29 protein-coding genes are annotated in these 23,439 nt (G+C 61.1%); 25 read left to right on the top strand and 4 right to left on the bottom strand.

What is annotated here, in order from left to right; genetic code table 11:
* The gene (locus V6M90_RS29215; RefSeq protein WP_003175613.1) at positions 1 to 984 is read left to right on the top strand and encodes a S49 family peptidase; all 984 of its coding nucleotides are present in this window, start codon (positions 1 to 3) and stop codon (positions 982 to 984) included.
* A 41-nt stretch (positions 985 to 1,025) separates the two neighbouring features.
* On the opposite strand, the gene V6M90_RS29220 is transcribed toward V6M90_RS29215, so the two are convergent.
* Positions 1,026 to 1,604 carry a Maf family protein gene (locus tag V6M90_RS29220; RefSeq protein ID WP_003175612.1) on the bottom strand — a complete coding sequence of 193 codons (579 nt, stop codon included), beginning with the start codon at positions 1,602 to 1,604 and terminating at the stop codon, positions 1,026 to 1,028.
* A gap of 105 nt (positions 1,605 to 1,709) precedes the next feature.
* Between V6M90_RS29220 and V6M90_RS29225 the strand changes: the two genes are divergently transcribed.
* From V6M90_RS29225 to V6M90_RS29320, 20 genes are all read left to right on the top strand, one after another.
* Positions 1,710 to 2,240 (top strand): YceD family protein, encoded by a 531-nt coding sequence (locus V6M90_RS29225; protein ID WP_003175611.1) that lies wholly within the window; start codon positions 1,710 to 1,712, stop codon positions 2,238 to 2,240.
* Between the two features lie 13 nt (positions 2,241 to 2,253).
* Positions 2,254 to 2,436, top strand: a complete 183-nt coding sequence (gene rpmF, locus V6M90_RS29230) for a 50S ribosomal protein L32 (RefSeq protein WP_003179396.1) — start codon at positions 2,254 to 2,256, stop codon at positions 2,434 to 2,436.
* A 4-nt stretch (positions 2,437 to 2,440) separates the two neighbouring features.
* Positions 2,441 to 3,451, top strand: coding sequence for a phosphate acyltransferase PlsX (gene plsX, locus V6M90_RS29235; protein WP_332847619.1), 1,011 nt, complete (start codon positions 2,441 to 2,443; stop codon positions 3,449 to 3,451).
* A 140-nt stretch (positions 3,452 to 3,591) separates the two neighbouring features.
* Positions 3,592 to 4,530, top strand: a complete 939-nt coding sequence (fabD, locus tag V6M90_RS29240) for an ACP S-malonyltransferase (protein ID WP_003175609.1) — start codon at positions 3,592 to 3,594, stop codon at positions 4,528 to 4,530.
* A 24-nt stretch (positions 4,531 to 4,554) separates the two neighbouring features.
* Entirely contained in the window at positions 4,555 to 5,298 is a 744-nt protein-coding gene (gene fabG / locus V6M90_RS29245; RefSeq protein ID WP_003175608.1) for a 3-oxoacyl-ACP reductase FabG, read from the top strand.
* A 191-nt stretch (positions 5,299 to 5,489) separates the two neighbouring features.
* Entirely contained in the window at positions 5,490 to 5,726 is a 237-nt protein-coding gene (gene acpP / locus V6M90_RS29250; protein WP_003175607.1) for an acyl carrier protein, read from the top strand.
* Positions 5,727 to 5,837: 111 nt separating this feature from the next.
* On the top strand, positions 5,838 to 7,082 hold the full coding sequence (gene fabF, locus V6M90_RS29255; RefSeq protein ID WP_003175606.1) for a beta-ketoacyl-ACP synthase II: 1,245 nt from the start codon (positions 5,838 to 5,840) through the stop codon (positions 7,080 to 7,082).
* Positions 7,082 to 7,897 (top strand): aminodeoxychorismate lyase, encoded by an 816-nt coding sequence (gene pabC, locus V6M90_RS29260; RefSeq protein WP_141063276.1) that lies wholly within the window; start codon positions 7,082 to 7,084, stop codon positions 7,895 to 7,897. The genes fabF and pabC overlap by 1 nt, the downstream gene beginning before the upstream one ends.
* A gap of 1 nt (position 7,898) precedes the next feature.
* Positions 7,899 to 9,026: an endolytic transglycosylase MltG gene (gene mltG, locus V6M90_RS29265; RefSeq protein WP_141063275.1), complete on the top strand. Its 1,128-nt coding sequence runs from the start codon at positions 7,899 to 7,901 to the stop codon at positions 9,024 to 9,026.
* Positions 9,027 to 9,045: 19 nt separating this feature from the next.
* Positions 9,046 to 9,678: a dTMP kinase gene (gene tmk, locus V6M90_RS29270; protein WP_003175603.1), complete on the top strand. Its 633-nt coding sequence runs from the start codon at positions 9,046 to 9,048 to the stop codon at positions 9,676 to 9,678.
* A complete protein-coding gene (locus V6M90_RS29275; protein ID WP_003175602.1) occupies positions 9,671 to 10,660 on the top strand; it encodes a DNA polymerase III subunit delta' in 990 nt (329 codons plus the stop codon). The genes tmk and V6M90_RS29275 overlap by 8 nt, the downstream gene beginning before the upstream one ends.
* A gap of 64 nt (positions 10,661 to 10,724) precedes the next feature.
* Entirely contained in the window at positions 10,725 to 11,510 is a 786-nt protein-coding gene (locus V6M90_RS29280; RefSeq protein WP_003175601.1) for a TatD family hydrolase, read from the top strand.
* A gap of 444 nt (positions 11,511 to 11,954) precedes the next feature.
* Positions 11,955 to 12,623: a TetR/AcrR family transcriptional regulator gene (locus V6M90_RS29285; RefSeq protein WP_003175600.1), complete on the top strand. Its 669-nt coding sequence runs from the start codon at positions 11,955 to 11,957 to the stop codon at positions 12,621 to 12,623.
* Positions 12,624 to 12,737: 114 nt separating this feature from the next.
* A complete protein-coding gene (locus V6M90_RS29290; RefSeq protein ID WP_003175599.1) occupies positions 12,738 to 13,706 on the top strand; it encodes a GTP 3',8-cyclase MoaA in 969 nt (322 codons plus the stop codon).
* 140 nt (positions 13,707 to 13,846) lie between these two features.
* Positions 13,847 to 14,452: a DUF4823 domain-containing protein gene (locus V6M90_RS29295; RefSeq protein WP_003175598.1), complete on the top strand. Its 606-nt coding sequence runs from the start codon at positions 13,847 to 13,849 to the stop codon at positions 14,450 to 14,452.
* A 28-nt stretch (positions 14,453 to 14,480) separates the two neighbouring features.
* The gene (locus V6M90_RS29300) at positions 14,481 to 15,041 is read left to right on the top strand and encodes a DUF1285 domain-containing protein (RefSeq protein ID WP_003175597.1); all 561 of its coding nucleotides are present in this window, start codon (positions 14,481 to 14,483) and stop codon (positions 15,039 to 15,041) included.
* A 69-nt stretch (positions 15,042 to 15,110) separates the two neighbouring features.
* Entirely contained in the window at positions 15,111 to 15,824 is a 714-nt protein-coding gene (locus tag V6M90_RS29305; RefSeq protein ID WP_078825755.1) for a GntR family transcriptional regulator, read from the top strand.
* Complete coding sequence (locus V6M90_RS29310) at positions 15,821 to 16,840, top strand: ADP-ribosylglycohydrolase family protein (protein ID WP_141063273.1); 1,020 nt, start codon at positions 15,821 to 15,823, stop codon at positions 16,838 to 16,840. The genes V6M90_RS29305 and V6M90_RS29310 overlap by 4 nt, the downstream gene beginning before the upstream one ends.
* Positions 16,841 to 16,925: 85 nt before the next feature.
* Positions 16,926 to 18,392: a purine-cytosine permease family protein gene (locus V6M90_RS29315; RefSeq protein WP_332847620.1), complete on the top strand. Its 1,467-nt coding sequence runs from the start codon at positions 16,926 to 16,928 to the stop codon at positions 18,390 to 18,392.
* Complete coding sequence (locus V6M90_RS29320; RefSeq protein ID WP_141063271.1) at positions 18,385 to 19,302, top strand: PfkB family carbohydrate kinase; 918 nt, start codon at positions 18,385 to 18,387, stop codon at positions 19,300 to 19,302. Before V6M90_RS29315 ends, V6M90_RS29320 begins: the two co-directional genes overlap by 8 nt.
* 54 nt (positions 19,303 to 19,356) lie before the next feature.
* Here V6M90_RS29320 and V6M90_RS29325 read toward each other — a convergent pair whose 3' ends face one another.
* Genes V6M90_RS29325 through V6M90_RS29335 form a run of 3 tightly spaced genes read right to left on the bottom strand, consistent with a single transcriptional unit; the run spans position 19,357 to position 20,446 of the window.
* Complete coding sequence (locus V6M90_RS29325) at positions 19,357 to 19,734, bottom strand: Rho termination factor N-terminal domain-containing protein (RefSeq protein ID WP_305427673.1); 378 nt, start codon at positions 19,732 to 19,734, stop codon at positions 19,357 to 19,359.
* Positions 19,735 to 19,783: 49 nt separating this feature from the next.
* Entirely contained in the window at positions 19,784 to 20,050 is a 267-nt protein-coding gene (locus tag V6M90_RS29330) for a hypothetical protein (RefSeq protein WP_003175591.1), read from the bottom strand.
* A gap of 51 nt (positions 20,051 to 20,101) precedes the next feature.
* On the bottom strand, positions 20,102 to 20,446 hold the full coding sequence (locus V6M90_RS29335; protein ID WP_078734326.1) for a hypothetical protein: 345 nt from the start codon (positions 20,444 to 20,446) through the stop codon (positions 20,102 to 20,104).
* Between the two features lie 189 nt (positions 20,447 to 20,635).
* Here V6M90_RS29335 and V6M90_RS29340 point away from each other — a divergent pair, with 189 nt between their 5' ends.
* The 4 genes from V6M90_RS29340 to V6M90_RS29355 form a co-directional block, all read left to right on the top strand.
* A complete protein-coding gene (locus tag V6M90_RS29340) occupies positions 20,636 to 21,115 on the top strand; it encodes a GNAT family N-acetyltransferase (RefSeq protein WP_042945927.1) in 480 nt (159 codons plus the stop codon).
* Between the two features lie 158 nt (positions 21,116 to 21,273).
* Positions 21,274 to 22,095 (top strand): SDR family oxidoreductase, encoded by an 822-nt coding sequence (locus tag V6M90_RS29345; RefSeq protein ID WP_003175588.1) that lies wholly within the window; start codon positions 21,274 to 21,276, stop codon positions 22,093 to 22,095.
* An 86-nt stretch (positions 22,096 to 22,181) separates the two neighbouring features.
* Positions 22,182 to 23,126 carry a substrate-binding domain-containing protein gene (locus tag V6M90_RS29350; protein WP_408637347.1) on the top strand — a complete coding sequence of 315 codons (945 nt, stop codon included), beginning with the start codon at positions 22,182 to 22,184 and terminating at the stop codon, positions 23,124 to 23,126.
* Positions 23,123 to 23,439, top strand: a 317-nt coding sequence (locus V6M90_RS29355) for an ATP-binding cassette domain-containing protein (RefSeq protein ID WP_332847622.1), incomplete at its 3' end; no start/stop codon positions are given. The genes V6M90_RS29350 and V6M90_RS29355, both read left to right, overlap by 4 nt.

Here is a 23,439-nt window from a genome sequence, read left to right on the forward strand (position 1 = left end):
ATGAGTGACGACTGGAAAGCGCCCGAAAAGGCTGAAAGCGGTGATGGCAAAAGCTGGCAGCTGCTGGAGAAAACTCTCCTGGCCAGCGTCCAGGAGCAGCGCCGCGCACGGCGCTGGGGAATTTTCTTCAAGCTGCTGACCTTTACTTACCTGTTGCTCATGCTGGCGCTGTTCAGTCCGCTGATGGACATGGAAAAAAGCGCGACCCGTGGCGCCCACTACACCGCCTTGATCGAGGTGCGTGGGGTGATTGCCGACAAGGAGCCAGCCAGCGCCGACAACATCGTCGGCAGCCTGCGTGCCGCGTTCGAGGACCCTAAGGTCAAGGGCGTGATCCTGCGTATCAACAGCCCGGGCGGCAGTCCGGTGCAGTCGGGTTATGTGTATGACGAGATTCGCCGTCTGCGCGGGCTGCACCCGGATATCAAGCTGTATGCGGTAATTTCCGACCTGGGCGCCTCGGGTGCCTATTACATCGCCAGCGCCGCTGACCAGATCTACGCCGACAAGGCCAGTCTGGTGGGCTCCATTGGTGTGACGGCGGCCGGTTACGGCTTTGTCGGCACCATGGAAAAGCTGGGAGTGGAGCGTCGCACCTACACCTCGGGCGAGCATAAGGCGTTCCTGGACCCGTTCCAGCCGCAAAAGGCGGATGAAACCCAGTTCTGGCAGGGCGTGCTCGATACCACCCACCGCCAGTTCATCGCCAGCGTGAAGCAGGGCCGTGGCGATCGCCTGAAGGATAAGGAGCATCCCGAGCTGTTTTCCGGCCTGATCTGGTCGGGTGAGCAGGCATTGCCGCTGGGTTTGATCGATGGCCTGGGCAGTGCCAGTTCGGTGGCGCGGGATGTGATTGGCGAAAAAGACCTGGTGGATTTCACGGTTGAGGAATCGCCGTTTGATCGGTTTTCCAAAAAACTTGGTGCCAGCGTGGCCGAGAAGCTAGCCCTTTACATGGGCTTCCAGGGTCCGAGCCTGCGCTGATAGCTCAAGCCTGCTGTAGATCAAATGTGGGAGGGGCGGGCTTAAGGGATCTGCACGCCTTCGCTCAGTAGCATATCCACCAGTCGAATCAGAGGTAAACCGACGAGGCTGGTCGCATCCGGGCCTTCGGTGCTCTGAAACAGGCTCACGCCGAGCCCCTCGGCCTTGAAGCTGCCTGCGCAGTCATAGGGCTGCTCGATCCGCAGGTAACGCTCGATACGCGCCGCATCCAGCTCGCGCATATGCACGGTAAAAGGGATGCAGTCGACCTGGCAGTGCCCCGTCTCGCTGTTGAGCAGCGCCAGCCCGGTGAGGAAGCTCACGCGCTGGCCGCTGGCCGCCAGCAGTTGCTCGCGGGCGTTCTCGAAGGTGTGAGGCTTGCCGATGATCCGGCCTTGCAGTGTGGCGACCTGATCGGAGCCGATGATCAGGTGCCCTGGGTGGCTGGCGGCAAGCGCACGGGCCTTCTCTTCGGCCAGGCGCCTGACCAGCGCCTCGGCGGGCTCGTTGGCCAGGTGGCTTTCGTCGATATCCGGCGAGCTGCAGATGAACGGCAGGTGCAGGCGGCTGAGCAATTCCCGGCGATAAACCGAGCTGGAAGCAAGTAATAAAGGCAGCATGGGCATCTCCTTAAAGCCGCTGCGGATTCTAGCGGGGCGACCGGCTGACGCACAGGGCTGAATTTCCTTTGACATGGCCGGGTGCATCCCTATAATGCTGCGCCTATGTTGAATGACCCGATTCCACCTCACGTTGACCCGCGCAAATTGGCTGATCGTGGCACCACCCTCCAAGGTGAAGTGCTGCTGGCCGATTTGGAGAGACTCTGCGACCCGCTTTCCGACACTGTCGGTACGGTGCAGGCCAAATTCGTTTTTGAACGAGATGAACGTAAATCTGTGGTAATCCACAGCGTTATCGACACCGAAGTCAAAATGGTTTGCCAGCGTTGTCTTGAGCTGGTCACCCTGCCGATCCACAGCGAATGCAGTTATGCTGTGGTGAAAGAGGGTGCGAATACCCAGTCGTTGCCGAAAGGTTATGACGTGCTGGAACTGGGCGAAGATCCATTGGATCTGCATGCACTGATCGAGGAGGAGCTTTTGCTCGCCTTGCCCATTGTGCCTGCTCATCATCCGGAAGAATGCCAGCAGCCGGAGGGTCTCGATGACGAGGCCGAGCCGAGCGAGGACGAGGTAACGCGGTCCAACCCGTTCAGTGTATTGGCGCAGTTAAAGCGTGACCCAAACGTTTAGGAGTTAATCAATTATGGCTGTTCAGCAGAACAAAAAATCCCGCTCCGCCCGTGACATGCGCCGTTCGCACGACGCTCTCGAGGCTAGCACCCTGTCCGTGGAAAAGACCACTGGTGAAGTTCACCTGCGTCACCACGTATCGCCAGAAGGCGTATACCGTGGCCGTAAAGTGATCGACAAGGGCGCTGACGAGTAATCACTTGTCTGCTCAAGTCATCGCGATTGACGCAATGGGCGGGGACTTCGGTCCCCGCAGCATTGTTCAGGCCTGCATTGCCAGCCTGTCTGCAACACCCTCGCTGCACCTGATCCTCGTCGGTCAACCCTCCCTTCTTGAAGCACTGATTGCCAGCCATCCGGTTGTGGATCGCGCGCGCCTGACGATTACGCCGGCCAGCGAAACCATCACCATGGATGAAAAACCGGCGACGGCCCTGCGCGGCAAACCCGACTCCTCCATGCGCGTGGCGTTGGAATTATTGCGTGACGGCAAGGTGCAAGCCTGCGTCAGCGCCGGCAATACCGGGGCCTTGATGGCGTTGTCGCGGCATGTGCTCAAGACACTGCCGGGGATTGACCGGCCGGCGATGGTGGCGGCGATTCCGACGCAGAAAGGCTATTGCCAGCTGCTGGACCTGGGGGCGAACGTCGATTGCAGCGCCGAGCACCTGTTTCAATTTGCCGTGATGGGCTCGGTGGCCGCCGAAGCGCTGGGTGTCGCCCGTCCGCGGGTGGCTTTGCTCAATATCGGCACCGAAGACATCAAGGGCAACCAGCAAGTCAAGCTCGCCGCCACCTTGCTGCAGGGCGCGCGAGGCTTGAACTACATCGGTTTTGTCGAAGGTGACGGTTTGTACCGGGGCGAGGCCGATGTGGTGGTGTGTGACGGGTTTGTCGGCAATATCCTGCTCAAATCCAGTGAGGGCCTGGCGACCATGATCGCCACGCGCATCGAGGCATTGTTCAGGCGGAATCTGGCCTCGCGGCTGGTCGGTTTGCTGGCGCTGCCGTTGATGCGTCGCCTGCAGGCCGACCTGGCCCCGGCGCGGCATAACGGTGCGAGTTTCCTGGGGTTGCAGGGCATTGTGGTGAAAAGCCATGGCGCGGCCGGTGTGGAAGGCTTCCAGAGTGCGATTGCGCGGGCCTTGATCGAGATCCAGGAAAACCTGCCGCAACGCTTGCACGGCCGTCTTGAGGACCTGTTGCCTTAGGCGAATCGGCCCGAGAGTGCTTAAATGTGACCGGCCAGTTCAATTGACCATCCAATCTGTCAGTTTCGTGCGCTCCCATCATTCATTTTAAGATCGGGAGCGACTATTTCCGACGACCCGATCATTTAGGGGCTTGTTAAATGTCTACATCCCTCGCATTCGTCTTTCCAGGGCAGGGTTCGCAGTCCCTCGGCATGCTGGCCGAGCTGGGCGCGCAATACCCGCTGATCCTGGACACCTTCAAGGAAGCTTCCGATGCCCTGGGTTACGACCTGTGGGCGCTGACCCAGCAAGGGCCGGAAGAGCAACTCAATCAAACCGATAAAACCCAACCGGCCATCCTGACCGCTTCGATCGCCCTGTGGCGCTTGTGGCTGGCCGAAGGTGGTGCGCGTCCGGCATTCGTTGCCGGTCACAGCCTGGGCGAATACAGCGCCCTGGTTGCCGCCGGTAGCCTGACCCTGGGTGAGGCGGTCAAGCTGGTCGAGCGTCGTGGCCAACTGATGCAGGACGCTGTTCCGGCGGGGCAGGGCGGCATGGCCGCTATCCTGGGCCTGGACGACGCGGTGGTGATCGAAGCCTGTGCCGAAGCGGCCCAGGGCGAAGTGGTCAGCGCGGTGAACTTCAATTCCCCTGGCCAGGTGGTGATCGCCGGTGCCAAGGCAGCTGTCGAGCGTGCCATCGAAGGCTGCAAGGCCCGTGGCGCCAAGCGTGCGTTGCCGTTGCCGGTGAGCGTGCCTTCGCACTGCGAGCTGATGCGTCCGGCGGCCGAGCGCTTTGCCGAGTCCATTGCTGCGATCAATTGGCAGGCGCCGCAGATCCCGTTGGTGCAGAACGTCAGCGCGGCCGTTGCCGCCGACCTCGAAACCCTCAAGCGTGATCTGCTGGAGCAGCTCTACAAACCGGTGCGCTGGGTTGAATCGGTCCAGGCCCTGGCTGCCAACGGCGCCACCGAGCTGGTCGAGTGCGGCCCGGGCAAAGTCCTGGCAGGCCTCAACAAGCGCTGCGCCGATGGCGTGTCGACCGCTAACCTCAATACCCCTGAAGCCTTCGCTGCCGCTCGCGCGGCACTGGCCTGAATCCCTTACTTAGGAGAAGCCTGCATGAGTCTGCAAGGTAAAGTTGCATTGGTTACCGGCGCAAGCCGCGGCATTGGCCAGGCGATCGCCCTGGAACTGGGCCGTCAGGGCGCCGTTGTGATCGGTACCGCCACGTCCGCCTCGGGCGCCGAGCGTATCGCCGCGACCCTCAAGGAAAACGGCGTTGAAGGCACCGGTCTTGAATTGAATGTGACCAATGATGAATCCGTCGCCGCCGTGCTGGCTGCCATCACTGCACAGTTTGGCGCGCCCGCGATCCTGGTGAATAACGCCGGTATCACCCGCGATAACCTGATGATGCGCATGAAAGACGACGAGTGGTACGACGTGGTCGATACCAACCTGAACAGTCTGTTTCGCCTGTCCAAGGGCGTTTTGCGTGGCATGACCAAGGCGCGTTGGGGTCGAATTATCAATATTGGCTCTGTAGTGGGTGCCATGGGCAACGCAGGCCAAGTAAACTATGCAGCCGCCAAGGCCGGTCTGGAAGGTTTCAGTCGGGCACTGGCGCGTGAAGTCGGTTCGCGGTCGATTACGGTCAACTCGGTGGCCCCAGGGTTCATCGACACCGATATGACCCGCGAACTGCCCCAAGCACAGCGTGAAGCCTTGCTGACGCAGATTCCGCTGGGCCGTCTGGGCCAGGCTCAAGAGATCGCGAATGTGGTCACTTTCCTGGCATCCGACGGTGCGGCATACGTGACTGGGGCTACAATCCCGGTGAACGGCGGGATGTACATGAGTTAAATTGTGACGGATCGCTTCAAAAAAATGTAATACGAGCTGTCTAAAATCCGTTATAAAGCTGCAACTTAATTTATAGGCCGGTGGCCGAGCGGGTACAGGGTGAAGCTTTCAGTTGAAAAGCTGAAATGGCTTTCTATACACTTACCCACTGGCCAGCTGCCTGAATTTGTCCATTAGGAGTTAAACAAGGTATGAGCACCATCGAAGAGCGCGTCAAGAAAATCGTCGCCGAGCAACTGGGCGTTAAGGAAGAAGAAGTGGTCAACACGGCTTCCTTCGTAGAAGACCTGGGTGCCGATTCCCTTGACACCGTTGAGCTGGTGATGGCTCTGGAAGAGGAATTCGAGACCGAAATCCCGGACGAAGAAGCTGAAAAAATCACTACTGTTCAAGCTGCCATCGACTACGTTACCAGCCATCAGGCGTAATAGTTTGTAGTCGTCGCTTGCTGTCAGGGAAAAACCGCACTGCTGTAACGGCGTGCGGTTTTTTCTTTAGCGGCGATGAAAAAGTGTCGTCATTAGAAAAAGGAGAGTGCTGTGTCGCGTAGACGCGTCGTAGTCACCGGTATGGGTATGTTGTCGCCACTGGGTACGGATGTGCCGAGCAGTTGGCAGGGCATTCTGGCTGGCCGCAGTGGTATTGGTCTGATCGAACACACGGACCTTTCTGCCTATTCCACCCGTTTCGGCGGCTCGGTAAAGGGGTTCAATGTCGAGGAATATCTCTCGATCAAAGAGTCCCGCAAACTCGACCTGTTCATTCAATACGGTCTGGCAGCCGGTTTTCAGGCCGTGCGTAACGCCGGGCTGGAAGTCACCGACGCCAACCGTGAGCGCATCGGCGTGGCCATGGGGTCGGGTATTGGTGGTCTGACCAATATCGAAGAAACCAGCCGCATCCTGCACGAGACCGGTCCGCGTCGAATTTCACCGTTCTTCGTGCCCGGCTCGATCATCAATATGATTTCCGGTTTCCTGTCCATCCACCTGGGCGCGCAGGGGCCTAACTACGCGATTGCCACGGCGTGCACCACGGGCACCCACTGCATCGGCATGGCGGCACGCAACATCGCCTATGACGAAGCGGATGTGATGATTGCCGGCGGCGCAGAAATGGCTGCGTGCGGCCTGGGCATGGGCGGCTTTGGCGCTTCCCGTGCACTGTCGACCCGCAACGACGAACCGGCGCGTGCCAGCCGTCCGTGGGACAAGGGCCGTGATGGCTTTGTGCTGTCCGACGGTGCCGGTGCCCTGGTCCTGGAAGAGCTGGAACACGCCAAGGCGCGTGGCGCCACCATTTACGCCGAGCTGATCGGTTTCGGCATGAGCGGCGACGCCTACCACATGACTTCGCCACCGTCCGACGGTGCCGGTGCTGCGCGTTGCATCACCAACGCCCTGCGCGATGCGAAGGTGAACGCGGACCAGGTGCAATACATCAATGCCCATGGCACCTCGACCCCGACCGGCGACCTGGCGGAAGCCCAGGCCATCAAGTCGGTATTCGGTGAGCATGCCTACAAGCTGGCGGTCAGTTCCACCAAGTCCATGACCGGCCACCTGTTGGGTGCGGCGGGCGCGGTCGAGGCAATCTTCAGTGTGATGGCCATCAAGGATCAGGTCGCTCCGCCGACCATCAACCTGGATGAGCCGGACGAAGGCTGCGACCTCAACTTCGTGCCGCACGAAGCGCAACCGATGCCGATCGATGTGGCGATCTCCAACTCCTTCGGGTTTGGTGGCACCAACGGTTCCCTGGTGTTCCGCCGGTTCGCCGAGTGATGCACAGCTGGGTCGACGGTCAGCCAGCGGACACCGTGCCCCTGAAAGATCGCGGCCTGGCGTATGGCGATGGGGTGTTCGAAACCATCGCCATCAGGAGCGGCCGGCCGGTACTGCTCGATCGTCACCTGCAGCGCCTCGATGAGGGCTGCAGGCGCCTGGCTCTGGTGGTTGATCAAACGCTGATCCGTAACGAAGTGCTGGCCTATGCCACCGCCCTCGGCGACGGCGTCCTCAAGTTGATCCTTACCCGTGGCGACAGCCTGCGCGGTTACGGCGTCAACCCCGGCGCGCCGGTGCGTCGTATCTTGCAGGGCAGTCCGCCCGCTACCTATCCCCACGCCCATGCAACCGATGGCATCCGCCTGTTTGCGTGCGCCACGCGCCTGGCCGAGCAACCGCTGCTGGCCGGTCTCAAACACCTCAATCGCCTGGAGCAGGTGATCGCCCGCGCCGAATGGCAGGATGCCGAGCACGCCGAAGGCCTGATGCTGGATATGTCCGGACGGGTCATCGAAGGTGTATTCAGCAACCTGTTCCTGGTAAGCAACGGCTTGTTACTAACCGCCGATCTGAATCGTTGCGGGGTTGCCGGGGTGATGCGCGCCGAAATCCTGGCCCAGGCACAAACGCTGGGCGTCCCGGTGGCCGTGGCCGACATCGGCATCGAGCAGTTGCGACAGGCTGACGAAGTCTTCGTCTGCAACAGCGTTTATGGCATCTGGCCGGTGCGCGAGTACGCTGCGATGCGCTGGCCGGTTGGCCCGCTCACCCGTAAACTGCAGGGCATTGTTCGCGCGCTATTGGATATTTGAGTTGATACGAAAACTGGTTGTACTGCTGCTGGTCGGTCTGTTCTCGGCGGCGCTGCTGTTGGGCTTTGCTGCCTGGAAATACGACGCGGCCTTGAAGCAGCCGTTGCATCTGACCCAGGAGCAATTGCTCGATGTACCGGCAGGGGCCACCCCCACTGGCACCTTCAATCGCCTGGAAACCGACGGCGTGCTCGACGGCGCCTTCTGGTTGCGTCTGTATTGGCGTTTCAACCTCGACGGGCAGCCGCTGCACAGCGGCGAATACCGCATGACGCCCGGCATGACCGCCCAAGGCCTGATCGGCCTGTGGCAGCGTGGCGAAGTGGTGCAATACAGCCTGACCCTGGTGGAAGGCTGGAATTTCCGCCAAGTGCGCGCGAGCCTGGCCAAGCATGAAAAAATCGTGCAGAGCCTCTCGGGGCTGAGCGACAGCGAAGTGATGGACAAACTCGGCCATCCTGGCGTGTTCCCCGAAGGGCGGTTCTTCCCCGATACCTACCGCTTCGTGCGTGGCATGACCGATGTCGAATTACTGAAAAAAGCCTACAACCGCCTGGATGACGTCCTCGCCCAGGAGTGGAGCAAGCGCGCCGCCGATGCGCCCTATACCGACCCTTATCAGGCGCTGATCATGGCTTCCCTGGTCGAGAAGGAAACCGGCGTACCTGAGGAGCGCGGGCAGATCGCCGGTGTTTTCGTGCGCCGGTTGAAGGTCGGCATGTTGCTGCAAACCGATCCGACGGTGATCTACGGCCTGGGTGAGCGCTACAACGGCAAGTTGACCCGCGCTCACCTCAAGGAAGCCAACCCCTACAACACCTATATGGTGGCCGGCCTGCCGCCGACGCCGATCGCCATGGTTGGTCGCGAGGCAATCCATGCCGCGCTCAACCCGGTGCCGGGCAGCAGCCTGTATTTCGTGGCACGGGGCGACGGCAGCCATATTTTCTCCGATGACCTGGATGCGCATAATGCCGCCGTGCGTGAGTTTCAGCTCAAACGCCGCGCCGATTACCGCTCCAGTCCGGCACCCGCATCCGTGGCAAAACCTGCCGAAGACGTGATGCCGCCCGCTGATGCACCCGCCGAGCCCGCGCCGGACACCGCCGCGCCGCAAAGCCCGCAATGACTCTGACTAAGGACCGCCTGTGACTGGCTTGTTTATTACCCTGGAAGGCCCGGAAGGCGCCGGCAAAAGCACCAACCGCGATTACCTGGCCGAGCGCTTGCGCAGCGAAGGTATCGAAGTGGTGTTGACCCGGGAGCCTGGCGGTACGCCGCTGGCCGAGCGCATCCGTGAAGTGCTGCTGGCTCCAGGCGAAGAACAGATGAACCCGGACACCGAGTTGCTGCTGGTGTTTGCCGCCCGTGCGCAGCACTTGTCCGAGGTGATTCGCCCCGCCCTGGCCCGAGGGGCCGTGGTGATTTGCGACCGTTTCACCGATTCCACCTACGCCTACCAGGGCGGTGGCCGCGGTTTGTGCCTGGCACGTATCGCTACCCTGGAAAGCTTCGTGCAGGGCGATTTGCGCCCGGACCTGACCCTGTTGTTCGATCTGCCGGTGGAAGTGGGCATGGCCCGTGCCAGCGCGCGGGGCCGCCTCGATCGTTTCGAACTCGAAGGCCAGGCGTTTTTTGACCTGGTGCGCAGCGCGTTCCTCGCGCGTGCCAAGGCTGAGCCTGCGCGCTATCACCTGCTGGACGCCTCCCAACCATTGGCCCAGGTACAACAAGCCATCGATGCGCTGCTGCCCTTGTTGCTGGAGCGCGCCCGTGGCTGAAGCCTACCCGTGGCAGGACAGCCTCTGGCAGCAGCTGGCCGGCCGTGCCCAACACGCCCACGCCTACTTGTTGCACGGGCCGATCGGTATCGGTAAGCGCGCCCTCGCCGAGCGCCTGATGGCCAGCTTGCTGTGCCAGCGTCCGGTCAATCTGCATGCCTGTGGCGAGTGCAAATCGTGCCTGCTGCTCAAGGCCGGCAGCCACCCGGACAACTACCTGCTGGAGCCCGAGGAAGCCGACAAGGCGATCAAGGTCGACCAGGTGCGCGACCTCGTCAGTTTCGTGGTGCAGACCGCGCAGATGGGCGGACGCAAGGTGGTGCTGATCGAGCCCGTGGAGGCGATGAATATCAATGCCGCCAACGCTTTGCTCAAAAGCCTGGAAGAACCGTCGGGCGATACCGTGCTGTTGCTGGTGAGCCACCAGTCCAGCCGCCTGTTGCCGACCATTCGCAGCCGTTGCGTGCAGCAGGCATGCCCCTTGCCAAGCGAGGCCATGAGCCTGCAGTGGCTGGGGCAGGCGTTGCCCGAATGCTCCGAGCAAGAGCGCATCGAGTTGCTGACCTTGGCGGCCGGCTCGCCGCTGGCTGCGGTAAAACTGCACGGTCAAGGCGTGCGTGAGCAGCGGGCGCTGGTGGTGGACGGCGTTAAAAAACTGCTCAAGCAGGAACTCTCCGCGACACAACTGGCCGAGAGCGCCTGGAAAGATATTCCACTGTTGCTGCTGTTCGACTGGTTCTGCGACTGGTCGAGCCTGATCCTGCGCTACCAGTTGACTCAGGATGAAAGCGGCCTTGGCCTGCCGGATATGCGCAAGGTGGTGCAGTATCTCGCGCAGAAGAGTGCACAGGACAAGGTGCTGGCTATCCAGGACTGGATTCTCGCCCAACGCCAGAAAGTGCTCGGCAAAGCCAACCTCAACCGCGTGCTGTTGCTCGAAGCGCTGCTGGTGCAGTGGGTGGGCTTGCTCGGCCGACGTTAATTTCGGTGGCTGACGGGTGTATCGTTGGTCAACTCTCTTTGAATGACTCAAGTTGTAATTGCCTATGCTCGTAGATTCCCATTGCCACCTCGATCGCCTCGACCTTGCCCGGCACGACGGCTCACTCGACGCTGCGCTGGAAGCGGCGCGCCAACGCGGGGTAGGGCACTTCCTGTGCATCGGCGTCAGCGCTGAAAACGCCGCCGACGTCAAAGCCCTGGCTGATCGCTATGCCGACGTGGATTGCTCGGTGGGTATCCACCCGCTGGACCTCAAGCCCGGTGAAGCCCCCGCCCTCGATTGGCTGCTGGGTGAACTCAACCACCCGCGCGTGGTGGCCATTGGCGAGACTGGCCTGGATTACCACTACGAGCCCGAAGCCGCCGAGCTGCAGCAGGCGTCCTTCCGTCTGCACCTGCAAGCCGCCCGGCAGACCGGCAAGCCGGTGATCGTCCACACCCGTGGCGCGCGTGCCGATACCCTGGCCCTGCTGCGCGAAGCCGCGTTGCCCCAGGCCGGCGTGCTGCACTGCTTCACCGAAGACTGGGACATGGCCAAGGCCGCCCTCGACCTGGGTTTCTACATCTCGTTGTCGGGCATCGTGACCTTTCGCAATGCCGACGCCCTGCGCGATGTGGCGCGCCAGGTGCCGGCCGATCGTCTGCTGGTGGAAACCGACTCGCCGTACCTGGCGCCGATCCCGCATCGCGGCAAGCCGAACCTTCCTGAGTACGTGCGCGACGTGGCGGACTACCTGGCGATGCTGCGGGGTGAGTCCTATGAGCGTTTCGCCGAGCAGACCACCGAGAACTTCAAGCGTCTGTTCCCACTGGCTCATGTCAGTGCGTAGCAGGTCAAGCCGCAGGCAAAAAAAACCCGGCTTCTGGGGGGGGAATCCGGGTTAAGACCATTAGGAGTAAAACAAGGGCACGCAGTCCGTCGGTACCCAGGTCGACGCTTCACTTGGGGGAGATGTCGCGCCGACAGTTGAAGTATTGATCATGTTCTCATTCAGTCCAGTCGCGACTGATCGTTTTTTAAACAGATTTGGAATACAGGCGCTTTGCTTGAGTTCTCATTGGACGGGCGTACGGCGGCAGATGTTGCGTATTATTTCTGACTGAGAGCCATGAAAACGTTGGTGTGCTGAAAGTAAAGTGCATGGCCGGTTCACATAGGCGTTGCCCAACGACCGTTCAGTCGGGATAATCCCTCGCACTGGGTAAATCGTATCGCCATGTATTCGTGGTCGTGCGCAACCCTCCCTTTCCCGACCTTTGCAGACCTCTTCCTCATGCACAAAGAACCCCGTAAGGTCCGTGAGTTTCGCCGCCGTGAGCAGGAAATTCTCGACACCGCGCTCAAGTTGTTCCTCGAACAAGGCGAAGACAGCGTCACCGTCGAGATGATCGCGGATGCCGTGGGTATCGGCAAAGGCACCATCTACAAGCATTTCAAATCCAAGGCCGAGATCTACCTGCGGCTGATGCTCGACTATGAGCGCGACTTGAACGAGCTGCTGCATTCGGCCGATGTCGACAAGGACAAGGAAGCGCTGTCCCGCGCCTACTTCGAGTTCCGCATGCGCGACCCGCAGCGCTACCGTCTGTTTGACCGCCTCGAAGAAAAAGTGGTCAAGGGCCATCAAGTGCCGGAAATGGTCGAGGAACTGCACAAGATCCGTGCCTCGAACTTCGAACGCCTGACCCTGCTGATCAAAGGCCGTATCAGTGAAGGCAAGCTTGAAGACGTGCCGCCGTATTTCCACTATTGCGCCGCCTGGGCCCTGGTGCATGGCGCCGTGGCGCTGTACCACTCGCCGTTCTGGAGCAATGTGCTGGAAGATCAGGAAGGCTTCTTCCAGTTCCTGATGGACATCGGCGTACGCATGGGCAACAAGCGCAAGCACAGCACCGAGCCGGCACTGGTCGAGACGGCATCGATCGATACGCCTGCCCCGTAATGATTTGCTGCCAGGCGCAGTACCCCAGGAATATACTCAGGCAAGGACCTTGCTAAAAGCTGATTTATAAGTCAGCTTTTAGTGCGCCCGAATTATCCTCTGCCGGAGTGATCCATGATCGTTGATCGTCAAGGCAGGCGTTTTCGCAATTTGCGGATCAGCCTGACCTCAGCCTGCAATTACGCGTGTACCTACTGCGTGCCCAACGGCAAGCGGCTGGTGGCTGCCCAGGACGAACTCTCGGCCGAGGCCATGGCCCGTGGCGTGGCGTATCTGATCGAAGCGGCGGGCATCGACCGCTTGCGCATCACTGGCGGTGAGCCGCTGGTGAGCCCCAAGCTGGAAGCCTTCATGGGCGCCGTGGGGCAAATGGGCCTCAGTGATATCAGCCTGACCACCAATGGCCAACTGCTCGCCCGCAAACTGCCGTTGCTGGTGGAGGCCGGGATCAAGCGCATCAACGTGTCCCTCGACACCCTCGATGCCGATGCCTTCCGCAGTATCGCCCGGGGCGGCGACCTGGCTACCGTGCTCGATGGCATGGACCAGGCTCGCGCCGCCGGAATCAAGATCAAGGTCAATATGGTGCCGTTGCGCGGCCAGAACCTGGACCAGGTGATGCCGCTGCTCGACTACTGCCTGGAGCGGGGCTACGAGCTGCGGTTTATCGAGTTGATGCGCATGGGCCACCTGGCCAAGGATTCCAATGCGTTTGTGCAGCAATTCGTCAGCCTGCAACAACTGCTCGGCTTGATCGGCGAACACCACGAATACCTGCAAGCCAACGCTCCCGTGGATGCCACGGCGGTGCGCTATGAGGTGCCGGGCAAAGGCTTCTTTGGCGTGATCGCCAATGAGAGCGTGCCGTTCTGCCGGACCTGTTCGCGGTTGCGGTTGTCGTCCACGGGCTGGTTGCATGGCTGTTTGTCGTCGAGCAATCGTCATTATGTCGGCGACCTGCTGGACAAGCCGCGTCATCAAGCGCTGCCGGCGCTGCAGGGGCTGCTGATGAAGGCTTTGGGAGACAAGCAGGAAGTGGCGTTCTCGGGTGGGGCCACCATCATGAAGATCATTGGCGGCTGACCCTATCCCAGAAATTTCACGTAATTGAATGTGGGAGGGGCTAGCTCCCACATTTAGTTATGCGTTGTTTCCAAATGGCGCGGTTTCTGCATCTCACGCCCATTCGCCGGTTTTCCGTCACCGGCTTCTGGAGGATTAGGATGCGTAGTCTGGTTTTGTTGCTGGCGTCGTTGGTGCTCAGTGGTTGCATGACCGTCAGCGATATGGCCGAAGGCACCCGCTATCAGATGAGTGACGCCGGGTTGCTCGACCACAGCGATACCCGTCGTACCGCCTCGGTTCGCATACAGCCGGACTCCTTTGTGTTTATCGCCCAGGGCTCGTTCGTGCCGCCGGGCAGCGCCTACCCACGCCCGAACGTAGTGGCCGAGGAAGCCTTCAACGGTTTTGTCGAATACTTCCCCATGGTGCGCCGCGCCCGCCACCCCGAAGGGCTGGAGCAGGCCATGGCCGAAGCCCGCGCGGCGGGTGCGCATTACTTGTTGTACTGCCGCTTCGCCAAGGCGGATGACCGTATCGGCAACGCCGATGAATGGGCGGACCAAGAGGCCTTGGACCGTGTCGGCCTGGACAACGGCGTTATCCAGATCATGTTGATCGAGACCAGCACCCAATATTTGATCGATACTGCACGCATTCGCAGTCGTGGCGGTTTACTGACGTTCCATGACAACAAGCCCGAGGACCTGATCGCCCGCCCGCTGGCCCAGTACGCTCGAGGCCTGCTCGGTATGAGTGATCAGTAGGTCCTGCACGTAAAAAAGGGAGAACCCCATGACCGATTCCGCCAAGGCCAACGATCTGCTGGCCCAACTGCCCAAAGGCAAGGGGCCGGCACCGGTGCACCTGTGGAACCCGGATTTCTGCGGTCACATCGACATGCGCATCGCCCGTGACGGCACCTGGTTCTATCAGGGCACGCCCATCGGGCGTAAGCCGATGGTCAAGTTGTTTTCCAATATCATTCGCCGCGATGGCGATGATTACTTTTTGGTCACTCCCGTAGAAAAAGTCGGCATCAGCGTCGATGATGCGCCCTTCGTCGCGGTAACCCTTGAGGTTGAAGGGCAGGGCGAAAGCCAGGTGCTGCGCTTTACCAGCAACGTTGACGAGCAGATCGAAGCAGGCCTCGAACACCCGCTGCGGGTGGTGATCGACCCTGTCACCCAGGAACCGTCACCCTACCTGCATGTGCGCGCCAACCTTGAAGCCCTGGTGCATCGCAACGTGTTTTATCAGTTGGTGGAGCTGGCGGTAAGCCGTCCGATCAACGGCCAGAACTGGCTTGGCGTATGGAGCGGTGGCGAGTTCTTGCGCATTGGCCTGGAGCCCTGAGGCCGGGTTTTCATCACACTGAAATAATTCGCTTGCCGTGACTCGCGGCTTTCGGTTATCAATTTGTACATGATTAGACATGTTCGATTTGATAAGAAAAAACGCGTCGTCGACGAGCTCATCCGCCGTATCGAGGGTGGGGTGATGGTCGACGGTTTCCTGTTGCCCGGTGAGCATCAATTGGCCGAGGAGTTTGCGGTCAGTCGCGGCACGCTGCGTGAGGCCCTGGCCGAACTCAAACGTCGCAATTACATTGCGACGCAGAGCGGCGTCGGCTCCATCGTCACTTTTGACGGCATGGTGCTGGATCAAAACAGCGGTTGGGCCCAGGCCCTGGCTGACACCGGTGCACGGGTGACCACCGATATCCTGCGCCTGGAAGCGGTGACCCGGCCGGACCTGTTCAGCCGCTTCGGCAGCGACCAGTTCATCGCCCTCGACCGCCGCCGGCGCACCACTGACGGTACCGCCGTGTCCCTGGAGCGCTCGTTGATGCCCGCCTGCGGTGGGCTGGAAAGCCTGCCCCGGTTGGGCCTCATCGACGACTCCCTGACCATTACCCTGGCCGCCTACGGTTTCATCGGCGCCGAGGGTGACCAATGGATCGGTGCCGAACCCCTGAACGATGAAGACGCCGAATTGCTCGGCCGCTCGACGGGCAGCGTGTTTCTCAAGGCGTCGCGTACCACCTACGACCGTCGCGAGCGTTTCATGGAGTACGTCGAGAGCTTGCTCGACCCGCTGCACTTTCGCCTGCACCTGCAGTTTGGAGCGTCAAAATGACCCCGCAAGCCCGCGCACTCGGCGCCTTCTACGGCTTGGCCCTGGGCGATGCTTTGGGCATGCCTACCCAGTCCCTGAGCCGTGAGCAAGTGCAACAGCGCTTTGGCAGCATCACCACCTTGGAAGACGCCGGCTCTGATCAGCCCATCGCACCCAACATGCCGGCGGGCTCCATTACCGACGACACCGAACAGGCGATCCTGGTCGGTGAGTTGCTGGTGGAAGGCCAGGGCAAGATCGAACCCGGCGTACTCGCCCAGCGTTTGATCGATTGGGAAGCGGTGATGCGCGCCAAGGGTTCCCAGGATTTGCTCGGGCCCTCGACCAAGCGCGCAATCGACATGGTACTTGCCGGGCATACGCCGCAGGAATCCGGACGTTTCGGCACCACCAATGGCGCCGCCATGCGCATCACGCCGGTGGGGATCGCCGCGGATGTGCGCGAGCCGGCGCAGTTTATCCAGGCGGTGATCCAGGCGTGCCAGGTCACCCACAACACCACATTGGGCATCTCCAGCGCGGCGGCGGTGGCGGCGGTGGTGTCCGCCGGCATCAACGGTGCCGACCTGGGCGAAGCCTTGAACATCGGCACCCAGATCGCCCAACAGGCGCAAGGCCATGGCCATTGGGTTGCCGGCGGGCGTATTTCCACGCGTATCAGTTGGGCGCGCACCTTGAGCGTCGGCAGCGGCGACAAGGCCCTGTTTGCCGACTTGTTGTATGAGTTGATCGGCACCTCCGTGGCCTCCCAGGAGTCGGTCGTCGTGTCGTTTGCCCTGGCCCAGCAAGTGGCGGTGGGAGACATGAACGCGTTCGAAGCCCTGTGCCTGGCCGCCAGCCTGGGCGGCGACACTGACACCATTGCTGCGATTCTGGGAGCGATGCTGGGGGCGTGCCTGGGCATGCAGTGCTGGCCCGAGGCGATGATCGAGCAGGTCAAACGGGTCAACGGCCTGGATTTGCAGCCGCTGGTTCAGGGGCTGCTCAAAATTCGCCAAGCGCCGCTGCCACACTGAACTCGTTGCGTCAGGAAGACCAAGAGTCGATCCACCTTAAGTATCTGCCACAACCACAACAATACAGGCACCAGGGAGCATCTTCATGAGCAGCACCTCTTCCGGCCAAAGCGCCGGCCAATTGGAAACGCGTGGCATCGAACCAGTCCCCGAAGGCGAGTGCAACGGCCATCCGCTGCAACTGTTCTGGGTATGGTTTGCCGCCAATATCAGCATCCTCGGTTTGCCGCTGGGCGCGACGCTGGTGGCGTTTCGTGGCCTGGCGATCTGGCAGGCGATCATCGTGGCGATCCTCGGCGCCGCCGGTTCCTTTGCGGTGGTGGGCATTATCTCGATTGCCGGCCGTCGTGGCCGTGCGCCGAGCCTGACCTTGTCCCGCGCGATCTTCGGCGTCCGCGGCAATATCGGGCCCACGCTGGTGTCGCTGATGTCGCGCCTGGGCTGGGAGACGGTCAACACCACCACCGCCGCATTCGTGTTGTTGTCGTTGTGTTCGATCCTGTTCGGTTCGGCGGTAGAGGCGAAAAGTGCACCGCTGCTGACGCTGATCTTTATCGGCATTTTCGTGCTGCTGACCCTGGCGGTTTCCGGCCTGGGTCATGCCACGCTGCTGGTGATCCAGAAGTGGGCCACCTACGTGTTCGGTGCGTTGAATATCCTGGTGGGCGGTTTCCTCTGCGCCACCATCGACTGGAGCGCCGTATTCAACGCCACACCGGCCCCGCTGAGCGCGATGATCATCGGCATCGGCACCATGGCCGCCGGTACCGGTATCGGTTGGGCCAATGCCGGCGCCGATATGTCGCGCTACCAGCACCGCAGCGTCAAGGCCGTGCGCCTGGTGGCATCCGCTGCGTTCGGTGCGGGCATTCCGCTGGTGTTGCTGATCACCCTCGGCGGCCTGCTGTCGGTGGGTAACCACGACCTGGCCTCGGCCACCGACCCGATCATCGCGATCCGCGATATGTTGCCCACCTGGATGGCCGTGCCGTACTTGATCACCGCGTTTGGCGGGTTGCTGCTGTCCAATAACCTGTCGGTGTACTCCGCCGGTCTCACTACCTTGACCCTCGGTTTGAAGGTCAAGCGCGTGCATGCGGTGATTGTCGACATCGTGGCGATCTTCGCCGGTTCGATCTACTTCATGCTGATCGCCGACAGTTTCTACGGCCCGTTCATCACCTTTATTTCGTTGCTGGCCGTGCCGATTACCGCGTGGGTCGGCATCTTCGTGGTCGACCTGATCCACCGTCACCACTACAGCGCCAAGGACCTGCTGGACGTCAGCCCAAGCAGCGCCTACTGGTATCGCGGCGGTGTGGAGTGGCGCGCATTCGGCGCCTGGGCCGTGGCCATCGTGCTGGGGTTCAGCTTTACCACCATCGGCACCACGGCCGAGAACATCTGGTTCGCCGGGCCGTTGTCCGACTCCTGGCTGGGCCATAACGGCCTGGGCTGGATCGTCACCTTCCTGGTTGCCGGCGGGATATATGCGGTACTGGGCGGCGCGACTGACCGTCGCCGGGCGTCGGTCGAGAGTGCCCATGTCTAGATTGCTGCACACCGGCCAGGTCATCGTCGACCTGGTCATGGCCTTGGATACCTTGCCCGCGAGCGGCGGTGATGTACTCGCCAAATCGGCCAGCTTCGAGGCCGGCGGTGGCTTCAATGTGATGGCTGCGGCGCGGCGCAACGGTTTGCCGGTGGTGTATCTGGGGCGCCACGGCAACGCTCGTTTTGGCGATCTGGCGCGCGCGGCGATGCAGGCCGAGGGGATTGAGATGGCTTTGGCGGCCAGCAGTGACAAGGACACTGGCGTGTGTGTATCGCTGACCGAAGCCAGCACCGAACGCACCTTTATTTCCCACCTCGGGGCAGAGGGCGAACTCAGCGCCGAGGACCTGGCTCGGGTCGTGCCGCAGGTTGATGACTACGTCTATGTCAGCGGCTACAGCCTGCTCCTTGAGGGTAAGGCGCAGCCGCTGATCGACTGGCTGTTGGCATTGCCACGGGCAATCGTGGTGGTGTTCGATCCGGGACCGTTGGTCAAGGCAGCGGATTCGACCTTGATGCGCCGGCTCTTGCCGCGTATCGACATCTGGACCAGCAATGGGCCGGAAGCGCTGGCGTTTACCGGTGCGTCGGACATCAGCGCCGCGCTGCCCGCGTTGAGCCGGCACCTGCCCGCCGACACCCTGCTGGTGGTGCGCGATGGGCCGAATGGCTGTTGGGTGGGGCGTGTGGGGCAGGTTGAGCGCGTGCCGGGTTTCAAGGTGCAGGCCGTGGACAGCAATGGCGCAGGCGATGCGCATGCCGGGGTGTTTATTGCGGGATTGGCCAACGGTCTGGCGCCGGCTGTGGCCGCACGCCGAGCGAACGCGGCGGCGGCGTTGGCGGTGACGCGCTGGGGGCCGGCGACCTCTCCCGGCACCACTGAAGTTGACGCATTGCTAGCTGAATAAACACGAACAAAAATGTGGGAGGGGGCTTGTTCCCTCCCACATTTTGAGCTGTGTTCAACCGGCCTTTTTCAGCGCCGCGATCAGCTCATCCTTGCGCATCGTCGACCGTCCGGGAATATCCTTGGCCCGTGCTTCTTTCATCAGGCTTTCCTTGGTCTGAGTCCCCAGCGAAGCACCGCTGTTGCGCGGATGCCCCTCCCGGCTGGCCGCCGCTCGCTTGGCCGAGTCCTGTCGGTCCTGGGCCTTCTTCGCCGGCGCCTTGCGCAGGCCCCCACCGGCCTTTTCACCACCGCCGGACTGCTTGTTGACGGTGGCCCAGGCGCGGGCTTCGGCTTCGTCCTTGGAGACGCCCTTGTGCTCGTAGCTGTCCTCGATATGAGCGGCTTTGCGCTTCTGTTCAGGGGTGTATTTGGCTTTGCTTCCGCGAGGCATCGCAATACTCCTTCTGGCCCTGATCATCGGGCCAGGCCAGATCAATGGATTACTGAGTGCGCTCACCGTCGAGCTTGCGCGCCTCATCCACTCCCGACGCGGTCAGCTTGATCGGCAAGTTCAACGCATATTCGCCGGCGTCGTCGGTGGTCACATGACCATCCTTGATAAAACCGCGGTCCTGCAGGCCGGCCAACACACCGGCCACTTCCTTTTCGCCACGGTAGTTGTCCAGCACCTCCTTGCCCAGGCCCTGTGGGTGGGCGTGCAACAGGCGGGTGAGGACTTCTTTTTCAAGGTTTTTATCGACGTTCATGCATACCTCTTCACTGGAAAATGATCGGGTGTCGGTCTTGCGTACGCAGGCTCAAGGCGCGGGTTGTTTCGGTGCGCCAGGGACGTTGGAATCATCACCCTTATTGACGCCGGGCTGATTAACGCCCGGGCCCATCTTGCCATTGCCGACAGCAGCAGGCGCCTGGCGCTGGGTGTCCTGGCCACGAGTGCGTGGGTCGGCGCCGTTATCGATGATCGCGCCACCATTGGTGTCGAGACCGGTACCCATCGAATCCTGGGATTCCTGAGTAGCGGGGCTTGGCGGGCTACCGACCGGATCGGTAGGGCCGGTGGTCGAACCGGCGGCAAATGCGCTCAGCGAAGCGGCGGACAGCAGGCCGGTGAGGGCGAGGGCAGCAAACTTGGCATTTTTCATGAGTGCGTCTCCATAGGATTAATGTCCTTACCCTTAATTGGTCAGTTTTCAATTATTGATCGTGCCTTGACGGCGACGAACGGTTTGCCCTCACCTGTAAGTTTTTGTGTGCCGGCGTCAGTAATTGCGCTGCAATCAGTCATCAAAGCGCCTTAGTATGTGCACTTCGACATTGCCCAAGGCTTGCCCATGACCATCGAGATTCGCCCTGCGGTGCCCAGCGATGCTGCGCAGATCCTGACGTTCATCACTGAACTGGCCGAGTACGAGAAAGCCCGGCATGAAGTGATCGCCAGTGTGGTGGACATTCAGCGCAGCCTGTTCAGCGAAGGCGCAACCGCCCATGGCCTGATCTGCTTGCGCGATGGCTTGCCGATTGGCTTCGCGGTGTTCTTCTTCAGTTACTCCACGTGGCTTGGCAGCAACTGCCTGTACCTGGAAGACCTGTATATCAACCCCGAACAACGCGGCGGCGGGGCCGGCAAGAAGTTGCTGCGCCACCTGGCGAGGATTGCCTTTGATAACGGTTGCGCGCGTTTCGAGTGGAGCGTGCTGGACTGGAACGAACCGGCGATTGCGTTCTACAAATCCATCGGCGCCCAGCCCCAGGAAGAGTGGGTGCGCTACCGCATGGAAGGTGATGCATTGCGCGACTTTGCCTTGGGCTGATTCACGTCGCCTTCAAAAAAACCGGCCTTGAACAGGTCGGTTTTTTTATTGTTTTGTTCATAATATGGGATGCAAATTTATATATTGAGATATTTCTGAATCTGGGTTTATAGTCGACGGCATCAGCACTCACTACCAAAAATAAAACAGGTGAAGCGATGCAGGCACAACCGTTGTCACTCCCTGCCGTGCCCGAGCCCACTTACGGCGAGCGGCTCAAAGGCAAGGTGGTGATCATCACCGGCGCCGCCCAAGGCATTGGCGAAGCGATCGTCGCGTGTTTCCAGGCGCAGCAGGCGCGGCTGGTCATCGCCGATATCCAGGGCGAAAAAGTCGAGCGCGTTGCCGCCCATTGGCGCGAACGCGGCGCCGAGATTTACGCGCAAGCCATCGACATCACCGCCAACGAGCAGTGGCGGGCGTTGGTGAATATGACCATCGAGCGCTTTGGTCGCGTGGATGTGCTGGTCAACTGCGCCGGCGTCAACGTGTTCCGCGACCCCCTGGAAATGACCGACGAAGACTGGCGCCGCTGCTTCGCCATCGACCTCGACGGTGCCTGGTTCGGCTGCCGCGCGGTACTGCCGCACATGATCGAGCAGGGCATCGGCAACATCATCAACATCGCCTCCACCCATTCCAGTCACATCATTCCCGGTTGCTTCCCGTACCCGGTGGCCAAGCACGGCTTGCTCGGCCTGACCCGCGCCTTGGGCATCGAATATGCGCCCAAGGGCATTCGCGTCAATGCCATCGCGCCGGGTTATATCGAAACCCAGCTCAACGTCGATTACTGGAACGGCTTCCCCGACCCCCACGCCGAGCGTCAGCGCGCCTTCGATTTGCACCCGCCCAAGCGCATCGGCCAGCCGGTCGAGGTGGCGATGACGGCGCTGTTCCTGGCTACCGACGAAGCGCCTTTTATCAATGCCACTTGCCTGATGATCGATGGCGGGCGGTCTGTGATGTACCACGACTAGTCCTTGAAACGCTCAATAACAAGAAGAGGTGCTCCATGCTTGGCAAAAACAGGTTCAAGAAGACACTCGGTGCCCTGGCACTGGCGATGGCGTTCAGTGGCGTTGTATCGGCTGAAGAAGTGAAGATCGGCTTTTTGGTCAAGCAGGCTGAAGAGCCGTGGTTCCAGACCGAATGGGCCTTCGCCGAAAAAGCCGGCAAGGAACACGGTTTTACAGTGATCAAGATCGCCGTGCCCGACGGTGAGAAAACCCTCTCGGCCATCGACAGCCTGGCCGCCAACGGCGCCAAGGGCTTTGTGATCTGCCCGCCGGACGTGTCCCTCGGCCCTGCCATTGTGGCCAAGGCCAAGCTCAACGACATGAAAGTCATGGCGGTGGACGACCGTTTCGTCGATGCCAAGGGTAATTTCATGGAAGACGTGCCGTACCTGGGCATGGCCGCTTTCGAAGTGGGCCAGAAACAGGGCGCCGCCATGGCCGCCGAAGCGAAAAAACGCGGTTGGGACTGGAAGGAGACCTACGCGGTAGTCAACACCTTCAACGAACTCGACACCGTTAAAAAACGCACCGACGGTTCGATCAAATCCCTGGAAGAGGCCGGCATTCCCAAGGATCACATCCTCACCGCCGCGCTGAAAACCCTCGACGTCCCCGGCAGCATGGACGCCACCAACTCGGCGCTGGTCAAACTCCCAAGCGGCGCAAAAAACCTGATCATCGGTGGCATGAACGACAACACCGTGCTCGGCGGCGTGCGCGCCACCGAAAGCGCAGGCTTCAAAGCGGCCAACGTGATTGGCATCGGCATCAATGGCACCGACGCCATCGGCGAATTGAAGAAAGCCGACAGCGGCTTCTTCGGCTCCATGCTGCCCAGCCCGCACATCGAGGGTTACAACACCGCGCTGGCGATGTACGAGTGGGTCACCACCGGTAAAGAGCCCGCCAAGTATACCGCCATGGACGAAGTGACCCTGATCACTCGTGCCAACTTCCAGGAAGAACTGACCAAGATCGGGCTGTGGAAATGACTGCTGCGGCCCTGCGGTTTGACGGTATCGGCAAAACCTTTCCCGGGGTCAAGGCGCTCGACGGCATCTGTTTCACCGCCCACCCGGGGCAGGTACACGCCTTGATGGGCGAAAACGGCGCCGGCAAGTCGACGCTGCTGAAGATATTGGGCGGTGCCTATATCCCCAGCAGCGGCACGCTGCAGATCGGCGAGCAGACCATGGCCTTCAAATGCGCCGCCGACAGCATCGCCAGTGGCGTGGCGGTGATCCACCAGGAGTTGCACCTGGTGCCGGAAATGAGCGTGGCCGAGAACCTGTTCCTGGGGCATTT

Origin of the sequence: Pseudomonas lactucae, assembly GCF_036688725.1 — a bacterium.
Taxonomy (GTDB): domain Bacteria; phylum Pseudomonadota; class Gammaproteobacteria; order Pseudomonadales; family Pseudomonadaceae; genus Aquipseudomonas; species Aquipseudomonas lactucae.

Coding starts and splice junctions, on each gene's coding strand:
- V6M90_RS29325 (WP_305427673.1), bottom strand. CDS start 19,734: ATGCCTCGCGGAAGCAAAGCCAAATACACCCCTGAACAGAAGCGCAAA.
- V6M90_RS29320 (WP_141063271.1), top strand. CDS start 18,385: ATGTCTAGATTGCTGCACACCGGCCAGGTCATCGTCGACCTGGTCATG.
- V6M90_RS29285 (WP_003175600.1), top strand. CDS start 11,955: ATGCACAAAGAACCCCGTAAGGTCCGTGAGTTTCGCCGCCGTGAGCAG.
- V6M90_RS29220 (WP_003175612.1), bottom strand. CDS start 1,604: ATGCTGCCTTTATTACTTGCTTCCAGCTCGGTTTATCGCCGGGAATTG.
- pabC (WP_141063276.1), top strand. CDS start 7,082: ATGCACAGCTGGGTCGACGGTCAGCCAGCGGACACCGTGCCCCTGAAA.
- V6M90_RS29330 (WP_003175591.1), bottom strand. CDS start 20,050: ATGAACGTCGATAAAAACCTTGAAAAAGAAGTCCTCACCCGCCTGTTG.
- V6M90_RS29280 (WP_003175601.1), top strand. CDS start 10,725: ATGCTCGTAGATTCCCATTGCCACCTCGATCGCCTCGACCTTGCCCGG.
- fabG (WP_003175608.1), top strand. CDS start 4,555: ATGAGTCTGCAAGGTAAAGTTGCATTGGTTACCGGCGCAAGCCGCGGC.
- V6M90_RS29225 (WP_003175611.1), top strand. CDS start 1,710: ATGTTGAATGACCCGATTCCACCTCACGTTGACCCGCGCAAATTGGCT.
- V6M90_RS29305 (WP_078825755.1), top strand. CDS start 15,111: ATGATTAGACATGTTCGATTTGATAAGAAAAAACGCGTCGTCGACGAG.
- V6M90_RS29315 (WP_332847620.1), top strand. CDS start 16,926: ATGAGCAGCACCTCTTCCGGCCAAAGCGCCGGCCAATTGGAAACGCGT.
- fabD (WP_003175609.1), top strand. CDS start 3,592: ATGTCTACATCCCTCGCATTCGTCTTTCCAGGGCAGGGTTCGCAGTCC.
- V6M90_RS29345 (WP_003175588.1), top strand. CDS start 21,274: ATGCAGGCACAACCGTTGTCACTCCCTGCCGTGCCCGAGCCCACTTAC.
- V6M90_RS29215 (WP_003175613.1), top strand. CDS start 1: ATGAGTGACGACTGGAAAGCGCCCGAAAAGGCTGAAAGCGGTGATGGC.
- acpP (WP_003175607.1), top strand. CDS start 5,490: ATGAGCACCATCGAAGAGCGCGTCAAGAAAATCGTCGCCGAGCAACTG.
- V6M90_RS29300 (WP_003175597.1), top strand. CDS start 14,481: ATGACCGATTCCGCCAAGGCCAACGATCTGCTGGCCCAACTGCCCAAA.
- V6M90_RS29340 (WP_042945927.1), top strand. CDS start 20,636: ATGACCATCGAGATTCGCCCTGCGGTGCCCAGCGATGCTGCGCAGATC.
- rpmF (WP_003179396.1), top strand. CDS start 2,254: ATGGCTGTTCAGCAGAACAAAAAATCCCGCTCCGCCCGTGACATGCGC.
- V6M90_RS29290 (WP_003175599.1), top strand. CDS start 12,738: ATGATCGTTGATCGTCAAGGCAGGCGTTTTCGCAATTTGCGGATCAGC.
- V6M90_RS29295 (WP_003175598.1), top strand. CDS start 13,847: ATGCGTAGTCTGGTTTTGTTGCTGGCGTCGTTGGTGCTCAGTGGTTGC.
- V6M90_RS29350 (WP_408637347.1), top strand. CDS start 22,182: ATGGCGTTCAGTGGCGTTGTATCGGCTGAAGAAGTGAAGATCGGCTTT.
- V6M90_RS29335 (WP_078734326.1), bottom strand. CDS start 20,446: ATGAAAAATGCCAAGTTTGCTGCCCTCGCCCTCACCGGCCTGCTGTCC.
- V6M90_RS29310 (WP_141063273.1), top strand. CDS start 15,821: ATGACCCCGCAAGCCCGCGCACTCGGCGCCTTCTACGGCTTGGCCCTG.